This is a genomic window from Psychrobacillus psychrodurans, assembly GCF_050209195.1.
Lineage (GTDB): Bacteria > Bacillota > Bacilli > Bacillales_A > Planococcaceae > Psychrobacillus > Psychrobacillus psychrodurans.
Genome location: NZ_CP189791.1, coordinates 443,160 through 455,324, shown reverse-complemented (window position 1 = coordinate 455,324; position 12,165 = coordinate 443,160). Strand labels below are relative to the sequence as shown.

General features: G+C 35.2%; 8 protein-coding genes, 1 other RNA gene and 1 pseudogene. 2 read left to right on the top strand and 8 right to left on the bottom strand.

Annotated elements, in window-relative coordinates; translation table 11 throughout:
- Positions 1-32 precede the first annotated feature (32 nt).
- The 4 genes and pseudogenes from ACQCPR_RS02270 to ACQCPR_RS02255 all read right to left on the bottom strand — a co-directional run.
- Entirely contained in the window at positions 33-974 is a 942-nt protein-coding gene (locus ACQCPR_RS02270) for a ring-cleaving dioxygenase (protein ID WP_427138049.1), read from the bottom strand.
- A 277-nt stretch (positions 975-1,251) separates the two neighbouring features.
- Positions 1,252-1,857: an NADPH-dependent FMN reductase gene (locus tag ACQCPR_RS02265; protein WP_090564920.1), complete on the bottom strand. Its 606-nt coding sequence runs from the start codon at positions 1,855-1,857 to the stop codon at positions 1,252-1,254.
- 425 nt (positions 1,858-2,282) lie between these two features.
- Positions 2,283-3,077 (bottom strand): M15 family metallopeptidase, encoded by a 795-nt coding sequence (locus ACQCPR_RS02260; protein WP_269922114.1) that lies wholly within the window; start codon positions 3,075-3,077, stop codon positions 2,283-2,285.
- A 9-nt stretch (positions 3,078-3,086) separates the two neighbouring features.
- Positions 3,087-3,158: pseudogene (locus ACQCPR_RS02255) on the bottom strand (phage holin); the annotation flags it as partial.
- A gap of 669 nt (positions 3,159-3,827) precedes the next feature.
- Between ACQCPR_RS02255 and ACQCPR_RS02250 the strand changes: the two are divergent.
- Positions 3,828-4,004, top strand: coding sequence for a hypothetical protein (locus tag ACQCPR_RS02250; RefSeq protein ID WP_241597440.1), 177 nt, complete (start codon positions 3,828-3,830; stop codon positions 4,002-4,004).
- Positions 4,005-4,588: 584 nt separating this feature from the next.
- On the opposite strand, the gene ssrS is transcribed toward ACQCPR_RS02250, so the two are convergent.
- A non-coding RNA gene (gene ssrS / locus ACQCPR_RS02245) (6S RNA) lies at positions 4,589-4,783 on the bottom strand.
- Positions 4,784-4,888: 105 nt separating this feature from the next.
- Between ssrS and ACQCPR_RS02240 the strand changes: the two genes are divergently transcribed.
- Positions 4,889-5,692 (top strand): S1C family serine protease, encoded by an 804-nt coding sequence (locus ACQCPR_RS02240; protein WP_427138048.1) that lies wholly within the window; start codon positions 4,889-4,891, stop codon positions 5,690-5,692.
- Between the two features lie 103 nt (positions 5,693-5,795).
- Here the strand turns inward: ACQCPR_RS02240 and ACQCPR_RS02235 are convergent, their stop codons facing one another.
- From ACQCPR_RS02235 to ACQCPR_RS02225, 3 genes are read right to left on the bottom strand one after another with little or no spacing between them, the layout of a single operon-like run.
- Positions 5,796-7,934, bottom strand: a complete 2,139-nt coding sequence (locus ACQCPR_RS02235) for a two-component system response regulator (RefSeq protein ID WP_427138047.1) — start codon at positions 7,932-7,934, stop codon at positions 5,796-5,798.
- A gap of 28 nt (positions 7,935-7,962) precedes the next feature.
- Positions 7,963-8,823, bottom strand: a complete 861-nt coding sequence (locus ACQCPR_RS02230; protein ID WP_427138046.1) for a CheR family methyltransferase — start codon at positions 8,821-8,823, stop codon at positions 7,963-7,965.
- Between the two features lie 13 nt (positions 8,824-8,836).
- On the bottom strand, positions 8,837-12,082 hold the full coding sequence (locus tag ACQCPR_RS02225) for a response regulator (RefSeq protein ID WP_427138045.1): 3,246 nt from the start codon (positions 12,080-12,082) through the stop codon (positions 8,837-8,839).
- Between the last annotated feature and the right edge of the window lie 83 nt (positions 12,083-12,165).

Sequence of the window (12,165 nt, the reverse complement as noted above, 5' to 3'; positions counted from 1 at the left end):
AAGTTACTTGCAGATGTCTATTTCCCCTACCTTCACTCAATCGGTTCTAATTTCTCCTCGATTTCCGCACGCTTAACTTCCAAAAATGGCGGTAGGTCTAACTCTTTACCTAGTGATTCAATAGTAGAGTCCACTGTAAAGCCCGGTCCTTCTGTCGCCAACTCAAATAAAATACCGTTTTCTTCTCTAAAATATAAACTCTCAAAATAGTAACGGTCTTTAATTTTCATCACCTCAAAACCAAAGTCTCGAATACGCTGGTGCCACTCTCTTAGCTCCTTGCCATCTTTTACACGGATAGCTATATGATGTACACTGCCTTTTCCAGGTTTTTCTTTAGGACCGTCTTGCTCCACAATGACAATTTCACCAAAAGCCTGCCCTTTCACAGATTGATAAATAGCTGTGTTTCCCATATGCGAAGCAAGTACATACCCAAATAGGTTTTCTAATGTATTCGCTAGGCTATCAAGCGATTGCACAGTCATTTCTACAGCACCAATTCCAAGAATACGATGTTCCTCTAAAACAACTGAATCATCCCAAGACCGCCAAAATGCTGGTACCTCATCGCCACTATTATTTAAAAGGACTAGTCGTAAGCCTTCGCAATCCTCAAAATGAAGTGCATCACGTCCCGCATACATAGTAAGCTCCCCATGCTTCACATCGAGTACTTCAAATCTTTTCTTCCAATATAGTAAGCTGTCATACGACGGCACTAGTAACCCGATTTGTGTTATAGCGTTCGTCCCTCTCTTTGTACTTCCTACCATTGGGATTTCAAAAAAGGATAGTTCTGTCCCAGCACTTCCAGTTAAATCTCCATAAAACAGATGATACATGCTCGGGTCATCTTGATTGACTGTTTTTTTCACTCTACGAAGTCCGAGGACATTTTGGTAAAACTGATTGTTTTGTTGTCCTTTTTTCGTAATCATAGAAATATGATGATGTCCTGCTATATTGTTCATTATCGTTCCTCCCTTTCTTTATAAATTCTGAACAAAACCTTCAATCTACTTGATAGTATTTTGCTCAAAATTTATTTATTAAAAAAACAAAATGTGCATGTGCTAATGCACATTTTGTGAATTGTAGAGATTTAAATACTTACACCTAGGCGTATTGCTTCCAAATTTTTATCAAGCTCAAGGCCTTAAAAAACAGGATGTTAAACGGTTAGGGATTGCCGCAGGATGCGGCACCCTACTGCTCCTGCGCAGCTTTCGTAAATGCATTAAGTTAAAATTATTTACGTATAGTATTTAATGCAGTTGTCCACGGAATGACTTGGTCTAACATTTGGTTCACTGAATCTGCTTGTACTGCAGCTGGTTTGAAATCTGTACCGTTTTCGAAGTCAGTAAATAAGGATAATGCTGGGTGTACACGGACATGCGCTACTAATAACTCACTTAAAATACCACGTAAATGTTCTGTTGCACGCGCTCCACCTACAGAACCATAAGAAACGATACCTGCTGCTTTGTTGTTCCACTCTTCACGTAAGTAATCTAATGCATTTTTTAGTGCACCGGTTATAGAGTGATTGTATTCTTGAACGATGAATACGAATCCGTCTTGTTTAGAAATGATTTCTGACCACGCTGCTGCACCTGATGCATCGCCGCCAGCTTCACCTAAAAGTGGTAATTTATATTCTGCGATATCGATAATAGTGTAGTTTGCATCCCCACGTTTATCCGCTAATTCTTTTACCCATGCTCCTACTTGTGGACTTACGCGTCCTTCACGTGTTGATCCTAAAATAATGCCTATATTTGATTTTGTCATTGTTTTTTCCTCCTCTTGTTGTTGTCCTTGTGTTCCAAATAATTTATTTAATAAACCCATTCTTTCTTTTTTCACCTCCTTACAATTACCTGTAATCGTTAATACAAGTACAATCCTTCTTTACAATTAAGTCTTGAATTCGAGGTATTTAGTTGAAAAAATTCATACCCTCTTTGCATGATGTTCAATTTCCGAGTAATTCAGTCGTTTAATTCCCTTCAATATTACCTTTAATTAATATATCTCTAATTCGAGATAATAATATCATATAAGAAATCTCAATGTCAACATATTAAATCCTAATACATTTAACACTCAGCAGCTTCTTAAAGTAAACAGCCTTTTTAGTTCAACAATAATAAAGTATTACCTAAGCACCCTTATAATTTTTCTAATGCACCAATTAGGAATGATAATATTCTAACAATTCATTAAATTTTATTCAATAAAAAAGCCCCGTTAAATTAATTAGCGGGGCTTTAAAATCATTTACTATTTAATTTTGCTAACATCGCTTTGGATGGTGTTTCATACTTAATATACCCGTCCATCTTAGTAACCCACATACCGCTGCCAACATTATATTGACCACCATGATCTTCTCGATATCGGTAAACTCGATATTCTTCACCGGGGTTCAGTACACGAACCATTTGAAGTTGTCCATTTTCATGTGGGTTATCTTGCCACAGGTTAATACGCTTTAAGATAGTTACTTTACCTATTTGACCTTTTACTAACTCTGTTTTACCCCACATAATTTTATCATCTGGAACACTCTCAAGTGCTTTTAACGGTAAAAATACAGGTCTATGACCAGCTCTCAACTGAGCAATTGTTAATCCTGTGGTGTATTGCAAATGAGGATAATCTTCAAAACTCTTCCAATCTCCACCCCATTCAAAGCCCATTGATTTAGCGATAGCTGCAACACGCCTCCATTTATCGTTGACCGTCCACAATGATTTATTACCATCATCACTAACTAAAAAATAATCGATAGCTAGCCCATAATTGTGGACGGACGTTCCCGGCATTGCGTTCGAAACGATACTTCCTTTTGAACCATACTTTTTGCCATTCCAAATATAATTCGGTCTACCTTGACCATAGATATAGGCTTGTTCTTCGTTTGAACGGAATCCAGATGATATTTGGATTTTAATACCTTCATTGTAACAACGCTTAATTAATTCAATAGTATATTCCTTCAATGAAGGATGAACAGCTCCAATGCGATTGACAGACCGATCTATTAATATATCTACTGATACTACCATAATCTCACCTCATTTCTTCTTTGGTTTATTATAATTTAATGCTTGTTCACTATCAGATAATCCCTTTGTAGTTGGATTTGCAACTACTCACCCAGCAAGCAAAACTAACATAAATGCATCCACATAGTTATTATATTCAGCCAAATCTATTAGACATGAGTTATTAACTTATCAATCCTACAAAACCAAATAAAGTCTCCCAAAATGGATAGTTTTGCTAACGAAGTTGATATTTATAAACGTTAGTTAATCGTAATACTGCAAAACACTGCTATTGCTCCACCGATAACAACAATAAAAGAAATGACGCTCGCTCGTCTTTTCCATTTGGTACCGCCTTTAATTTCCTTACTCCTTCTTTCAAATTATAATATCACGGCCATCTATTAGCCGTTTGTCTCTTATTGGTGTATCAGAACGTCTTTATTAATTGCATCTTTCCAAATATCCACTTACTAGCTCCCACAATGTCATTCCACATCTCATTATTTCTCTGTTTAATAAAAAACAAAAAAACGCTCCAATTGGAACGCTCTTACGTGGTAACTATTAATTTCTCTTTACGCATTACATGTTTCTAAAATTAAATACTAAACACTTGTCACGATTCAACAACTTTAAATGTTTCATAGCTATGATTTTCATTACAAATGAATTACAAATTCCATATATTGCATACTTTACGTTCTTTTAATGAGATAATCATTATACAGCAATAAAATTGTTGAAGTCGTAACTAGGAGTTGTACCATGTTCGTTATCACACGAAATATAAATGGAGCAACAGAGGTTTTAAAATCTTCAAATAGCCAATTGGATAAAACTTTTTCGGATAAAGATGTAGCATTGAAGTTTGTGAAACAGTTAAACCAAAATATAATTCCATCTAAACAATGGAGTGTTTCCAAACAATTAATAAATAGTTAGCGCAAGTGGGTTAAAGCCTACTTGTTTTTTTATACAAAAACCAATTCGCTAAGGTCATGAATAATGAAAACCCTACTATTGTAAAAGTGAATCTTAAAAAAAAATCGTCATTCACCACGGAAGTGCTTTAAGGTCAAAACTGTTTCTATCGTTTTAAACACTTATTATCCCCATTTATTTCCACTAGTATAATAGAAAGTCTGCTTTCTGCCTCTATCATTGGCTAAACTTATTTCTAATTCAAAAGCGATTACAAATTATTTATGAGTCTCTAAAATTCAACCAATCTTATCATCTAAGCGATAAGCTATGCTACCTCTTATAGGAAGTACTACACTCTCATTAGTAGAAGATGGCGACTCCAGCAGGATCAGTGAGACAGATGAAACAACACAACGTACCCGAAGGGACGGTGATGGTTCATCGCTCAGCCTGCGGAACGCGTCCACCTAAAACGGAAATCAGCTATACTATCCCTATAATATAGTCCCACGAGCTCAGTGTTTACGCTACATTATTTCCAAAAAACACCCTTACCATTCCTGGCAAGGGTGCTCTATAAATGTTGCTATAATAGACTTTTTAAGTAAGCCGCCTTTGCCGTACATTCATTAGAAAGTTTTAAACCACCACTCCTCAAAGTGGGTGTTCGCAGAAACTATCCTGCATGTCCTTATTGTCTAAAAGAGAATAAGGCGTGTCATTCCAGCTCTATATAAAACTCCCTGTTACAGCTTAAAGGTTAAAACTTAATATCCATACGTACAATGCAGCTTATGTTTATATATTAAACCCTTCTCACAAACATTTCAATGGAAATGATTTCATTTTAAAATTAGGTATAATAGATAATACAGAAACGCTTGGATGGGGGATGTGATGAAGTGGATCTGAATAAAAAACAATCAGACGATGATTTTGAAGAAATAAGTGATGAAGAATTACAGCTACTAGTTCTTGAAGCACAACGGGAGGCACTTGAAAAAGAAGCGTTAGAAAAAACAAGACCAAAACTAAAGCGACCTTTTCCAAGATGGATATTTTGGATAATTGCTTTTGCCTTATTCGTCAATACATTTGCGATGATTTTTCAAATTTACTCCATTCCAGCCATTGAATTTATCAAGACCTCCGCTAGGTTATCAACACAGGAAGATATCTCTAATTATAAAGAGGCTGTTGTTGTTGTTTTAACGGATGATAGTAAAGGAACTGGATTTTCTATTTCAAGTGAAGGAAAGGTTATTACCAATAATCACGTAGTGGAGGACAACGACAACGTAATAGTTGGTTTTCCAGAAGCAGGACGCTTTACCGCAGATGTTATAGAAACTTACCCAGATATTGATCTTGCAATTTTGCAAGTGGATGAAAAGGACTTACCTTATTTAGAGCTTTCGGAAAACCCATCTTATGAGTTCGGCGATCACATCACCTTTATCGGAAATCCATTAAAATTTACTAGTATTGCGAATGAGGGATCATTAATTGATTTTCATCAATTAAGTGATTGGGATGTCCCAGTCATGATGATGGAAGCTCCCGTATATAGAGGAAATAGTGGAAGTCCTGTTATAGACGATAAAGGAGAAGTAATCGGTGTTGTATTTGCCACTTTAGATCATGATGAGCATGGAAAAGTTGGACTGTTTGTACCGATTGAGGAATACTTCAATGCGCAAAAATAACAAAGTCGACTTCAATTGAAGCAGACTTTGTTATTTCTTGGAATCAACGAATTTTGTTACAGTACATAATAAGCTTTTAGGCTTTGCTTTATTCAGTAGCAGCTTATGTTGCAAATACTCCATTATGATTCATATACCATAAATAAAAAGATTCAGCAGGCACAGGTTTGCTTAAATAGTAACCTTGTGCTGTATCACACTTTATTGCTTGCAGATTATCCCACACTTCCTTACTTTCTATACCCTCCGCCACTACTTGAAGTCCTAAGTTATGGGCCAGATTGATAACCGTATTGACAATTATTTCATCACTTTTACTATCTAACATGTCTATTACAAAGGATTTATCCACTTTTATTTCATTGACTGGAAGCTTTTTTAAGTAGGCTAAAGAAGAATAGCCTGTACCAAAGTCATCTATTGAGAGGTTTATACCCATTGAGGATAAGTTTTGTAATATTCCTCTCGCTCTAGCTGGATTACTCATAATAAAACTTTCCGTTATTTCCAAAGTAAGTGTCTTAGGGTTCATATTGTATTTATTCATTAAAATTTGTATGTCATCTGAAAGTTGCATATCTTGAAGATTTGAGGCGGATAGGTTAACCGAAATCTGTAATTCTAATCCATCTTCTAACCACTTTTTACTTTGCTGCAATGCTTTTTCAAGAACCATGATTGTCAGCTTTTTCATTAGGCCATTTTGTTCTGCTATAGGTATGAACCGATCTGGCGGTATAAATCCATAGGTAGGATGAATCCACCTCAATAGCACTTCGACACCGGTCACTTTTTTTGTTTTCATATCGACCTGTGGTTGATAGTGAAGCTCTAGCCTATCATTTTCTATTGCTTCTTTGAGACTTCCTACTAAACTAAGCTCTTCTATTGTATGCGTGTCTAGTTCAGATGAAAAGATACAGTAGCCACTATCCTTTTTCTTGGCGGTATACATCGAGATATCTGCTTTTTTCATTAGGGTTTGCACATTATCCCCATGGTCTGGATAAAAGACAATTCCTTGACTCAAACTAATAGAAAGAACATGATCGTCTAGTATAAAAGGTTGTTCCATAGTGTGTATTACTTTCTTAGCTATATCTATCGTCTGTTCTTTCGTTGCTGTCGGTAAATAAAGCGCAAATTCATCCCCGCCTAAACGAGCTACCGTATCTTTTACATTTACAATTTCAACCAGTCTATTTCCAACTTGTTGAAGTAACAAATCTCCAAAGTGATGACCAAGTGTATCATTTATTACTTTGAAGTGATTCAAGTCAATCAATATTAGAGAGAAATTGCTATGATCATTTTTCGCCGCTTTAACTCCTTGTTCCAATCGATCATATAACAAATTGCGATTGGGAAGAGAAGTGAGTGAGTCATGCAAAGCTTGATGAGCTAAAGCATTCATTTGAGTTTTAAGTTCACTAATATCTCTAATAGTACATGCATATATACTATGATTATCAATAGTTGCACTCCCTAATTGAACCTCCACAGGAAAGTTACTAGAATCACTCCGAACACCCGTAACTTCTAATCTTTTTCCAAATTCATGTCCAAATTCTATCGCCAAGGTTGCTGCAGGAACAATTTGCATAATCTTTTGCCCAATTAAATCTACCTCTTCGTACCCAAACATCTGCTTAGTGGCGGGATTGACTGTTAAAATTTCAAATGATTCATTGTATGTAATCATCGCGTCTATTGAGGTATTTTTGATAATCCCATTCAAAGCCTCAGACTTCTTTAATTTGAGCGTAGTTTCTATTAGGTCTTGATTGGCTTTTTCTAAGCTCTGTGTTTTTTCAAGCAATAGTTCCGTATATTCTTCTAGTCCTTTTTTGTTTCGGTGAATAGCAGTAAAACTTTCAATTTTAGATTTAAGGACATCTGGTTCAAATGGTTTGAATACATAATCTATCGCTCCAACAGAATACCCGGTATAAACATTTTCTGGGGCTTTACTAATCGCTGTAATAAAAATAATCGGAGTATCCTTTGTCTTCGGTCTAGATTTAATAATTTTTGCTGTCTCGAAACCATTTAATCCAGGCATTTGTACATCTAACAAAATTACAGCAAAATCATCCTTTAATAAGCATTTTAGCGCCTCTTCTCCCGAATATGCTCTAATTAGATTGTAATCTAGGTCGCCTAATACAGCTTCCAGAGCAAGCAAATTTTCTGGACGATCATCTACTAATAACACATTTACTTTTTCGATGTACTTCTCCATATTGCACATCCTCACTTTAGTTTTTTCATTAATTTATCTTTTTATATAGTTTGTTTTCTGCATCTATTTCCTCGTAACATGGCATATAAGGAGAAAACCTTATAGATTCTTTGCTACCTAAGCCTAGGATGCCGAACCTACTTAGACTTTCTTGAAATAATCCATGGACCTGATTTTGTAGCTGTTTATCAAAATAGATTAATACGTTCCTACATATAATTACGTTAAATTCATTAAAGGAACTATCTGTTGCAAGATTATGCCTAGCAAAAACAATATTTTCACTTAAGAAAGGTTTAAATTTAACTCCGTATTGGTCAGCAGTATAGTATTCCGAAAAGGCATGTAATCCCCCAGCTTTTTGATAATTGCTTGTGTACTGTTTCATTTTTTCAAAAGAAAAAATTCCCTTTTTTGCCTTTTCTAACACATCTATATTCATATCGGTTGCATAAATCTTACTTTTTTTATAAAGGTCTTCTTCATACAAAAGGATAGCCATTGAATATGCCTCTTCACCCGTGGAGCAGCCCGCATGCCAGATCCTTATAAATGGATAGGAATGCAAAAGTGGAACTACACGTTTACGAAACGAAGAATAGAATTCTGGATCTCTGAACATTTCAGTGACATTTATAGAAAAATCCTTGAGTAGTTTTCTCATCATCTCAGGTTCGTATAATACCCTTTGTTGTAGATAAGAAATAGATGTTAATCCTTCTAATTCCATACGATATTTAATTCTTCTATTAATAGAAGGATAAGAGTAACCCCGAAAATCATGACCATAACGTTGGAATATACCTTCTAAAAGTAAAGTTATTTCTATTTTTTCTGTCCTAGAGTTACTTTCTAAACACTCTTGAGGTAAGTCACTCTTTGACTTCATTTACTTAACCTCCTTATGTGTATAGCCAAACTCTCATCAATGATAAAAGCTGATCGTTGACTATTGGCTTCGAAATATAGTCGGAAGCTCCTACTGAAATACACTTCTCTCGATCTTCTTGCATTGCTTTAGCGGTTAACGCTATGATTGGTAGATCTTCGAATTGTTCCATTTCTCGAATCTTTGTTATGGCTTCGAAGCCATCCATTTCAGGCATCATAATATCCATCAACACTAGGTCGATATCAGTATTTATACTTAATGTACTCAGAGCTTCCCGACCGTTTTCAGCAAAAAGCACACTCATCTCATATTCTTCTAAAATACTAGATAGAGCAAAGACATTCCGAACATCATCATCCACTATTAAGATTTTTTTACCACTAAAGAACAGTTTATTTGCATTAACGGGAGTAGTCGGTCTAAGTAAAAATTCATTTATATTACTATTACCTCTATACTCTTGTGAAATGAATCGAGAAATTTCGTTAAGCAGACGTTCAGATGAGTTTATTCCCTTGACAATTATTATCTCTGTAAAATGCTTTAGTTCCATTTCTTCTCTTACCGTCAATTCTTTCCCTGTATAAATAATAACTGGGGTATTCATCCATTCGTCATGTTCTTTTATATGCTTTAGTAATTGAATCCCCGTCATATCCTCTAATCCAAGATCCAATATAATACAGTCATAATGTTTTACATGTAACGCATTTAAAGTTTCTTTTCCCGAAGTAACAGCTGTTAGCGTAATATTAGAGTAATTTGAAGAAATAAGCTCTTTTATACTCTCTCTCTGGATAATACTATCTTCGACAATTAATAATTGACTTCCTACATCAGAAAGTTCTCTGTCATCGTAAACTGCGACCTCTTCTACAGTACTCGCTACTTCCTTTTTAACTACCTCAACTCTCTGATTCAAATCAGTTGGTATGAATAGCTTAAATGTACTCCCTCTTCCTTCAGTGCTGTCGACAACAATCTTCCCGTTCAATAAAGAAGCATGCTCTCTACTTATAGATAGTCCAAGCCCAGTTCCTCCGTATTTCCTACTAGTAGTTCCATCAGCTTGTTGAAAAGCCTCAAAAATAATTGATTGTTTATTTTTAGGGATTCCAATTCCTGTATCTGTTACAGAAAAGGAAATATAATCTGTTTCTTCTTCCATATTTAAATCTAAGCTATCGTCTGCAACATGCGATACCTGCAGCGTAACGCTACCACTATCCGTAAATTTAATAGCATTTGCGATTAGGTTTTTTAGTATTTGCTGAAGTATTTTTTCATCCGTGTGAAGGATTTCCTCCTCTAGTACATCTTTTACTACGTGAAAAGTAAGACCCTTTTCGTTTGCAATAGCATTAAAGTTTCTTTCAACATAATCAGTAATATCTTGGATTTTCACTTCATTGACATGAATATCTATCTTTCCTGATTCAATTTTAGACAAATCTAGAATATCGTTGATGAGATCTAACAAATCGCAGCCAGCAGAGTTTATCGTATGCGCATATTCAACTTGTTTAGGAGATAAGTTACGAGAATTGTTATCTGCCAATAACTTCGATAAAATGAGTAGACTATTTAAAGGTGTCCTCAATTCATGGGACATATTAGCTAAAAATTCTGACTTATATTTAGAAGTTAATTCTAATTGTGTTGCTTTCTCCTCTAACTCAGTCTTTGCTCTTTCTACTTCCCTGTTTTTTACCTCGTATTTTTGATTATGCTCTTCAAGTAAGATTGCTTTTTCTTCTAGTTCACTATTAGATTGCTCTAATTCTCTTGCCTGTTGTTGAAGCAGAAGTTCGGATTGTATTAATGCTGTTGTCTGAGTTTCCAATTCTTCATTGAAACGCTTCAATTCCTCATGTTGGGTAGATAACTCTTCCGACTGTGTTTGTAGTTCTTCTGTCATTGTTTGTGATTCCTGAAGTAATTCCATCATTTTATGTCGACCTGCAATATTGTCAATTATGATACCAGAATAGTCCGCCAGCTCTTCTAATAACTTCCGTTCAATACTACTAAACTTTTGGAAGGAAGCAATTTCATAAACAGCTCTAACCTTGTCCTCAAATACTATCGGTATGATGAGAATTTGCTTGGGAATAGCTTGCCCGACTCCAGAAGCGATATGAGTATAGTTTGTTGGTATATCCACAAGGCTGATCGTCTCTTTAGACAATGCACTCTGACCTATCAAACCTTCCCCTAACCTAATAGTGCTATTTTTATCGTCTAGTTGCTTATATGCGTAAGTACCAGTCAGACTAAATACTGGCTCTCCATCATTTTCTTCATTTAAATAAAAGACCCCATATTTACCACCAACTATTGGAGTAATTTCTTGCATAAAGGTGTGAGAAAATGAGATTAAGTCTTTTGAGCTTTGGAGATAAGTAGTTAAATTAGCGAGGTTTTTCATCATCCATGCTTGCTCTTCATTTCTAGTACTTATTTCAAGTTCTTTTTTCACTTGATTTTCGAGCGCATCTGCCATGGTGTTAAACGAAATAGACAGTTGTCCTAGTTCATCATTGGTTATATTATCTATACGGCTAGACAACTTAGATTGTCCTGACGAAAAGTCACCCATAACACTTGAAATATGATTGATTCCTTTGACAATACCTCTCGTAATAATGATAGAAATAATAATGCCAACTACAATTCCTATTAGAGCGAGAATAGTTAAAATCATTGAGGTTTTCTGGTAGTCAGAATCCGCTTTAACAAGTGCTGCATCCATGTCAGTTTCGTAATAATTAACAAGGTTGAACAATGAATTGAAGAACTCCTCTTGTATCAACTTTCCTTCTGTTCTAACAAGTTCAGACGCTTCCTGTTTGCTACCAGCTTGTACCAAAGTAATTTCCTGTTCCACAAAATCGGTAAAATCTATTTGTTTTTGCTTAATTTCTAATAAAAATTTTTCTCCCTCTTCTGTATTGACTAAACTTTCAAGCTTCTCAATCGCCATCCTCCCTCTATCACCTGCTACACGGATATTATTTATTTCACTTTTTATTTCGCTTTCGGATTCAGTTAATATGAGATAAGAAATTCCTTTTGCTTTATTATTGAATTCATAACGTATGTCAGATATAAGACCTATTTTTTTATATTCATCATTAACTATATCGTTCATTTTATTGAACGTTTCCATTACTGAACTAATCCCAATACCCGCAACAAGACTTAAAATAAGTATTAACGCCAGGAATCCTAAGGTTAATTTTTTCTTAATATTCATATCCTAGTCTCCTAATCATCAAATTTATAGATTTTTCAAACTTTTATTTCGTACTACTAATTTACTTGAAGAACACTCAAAAA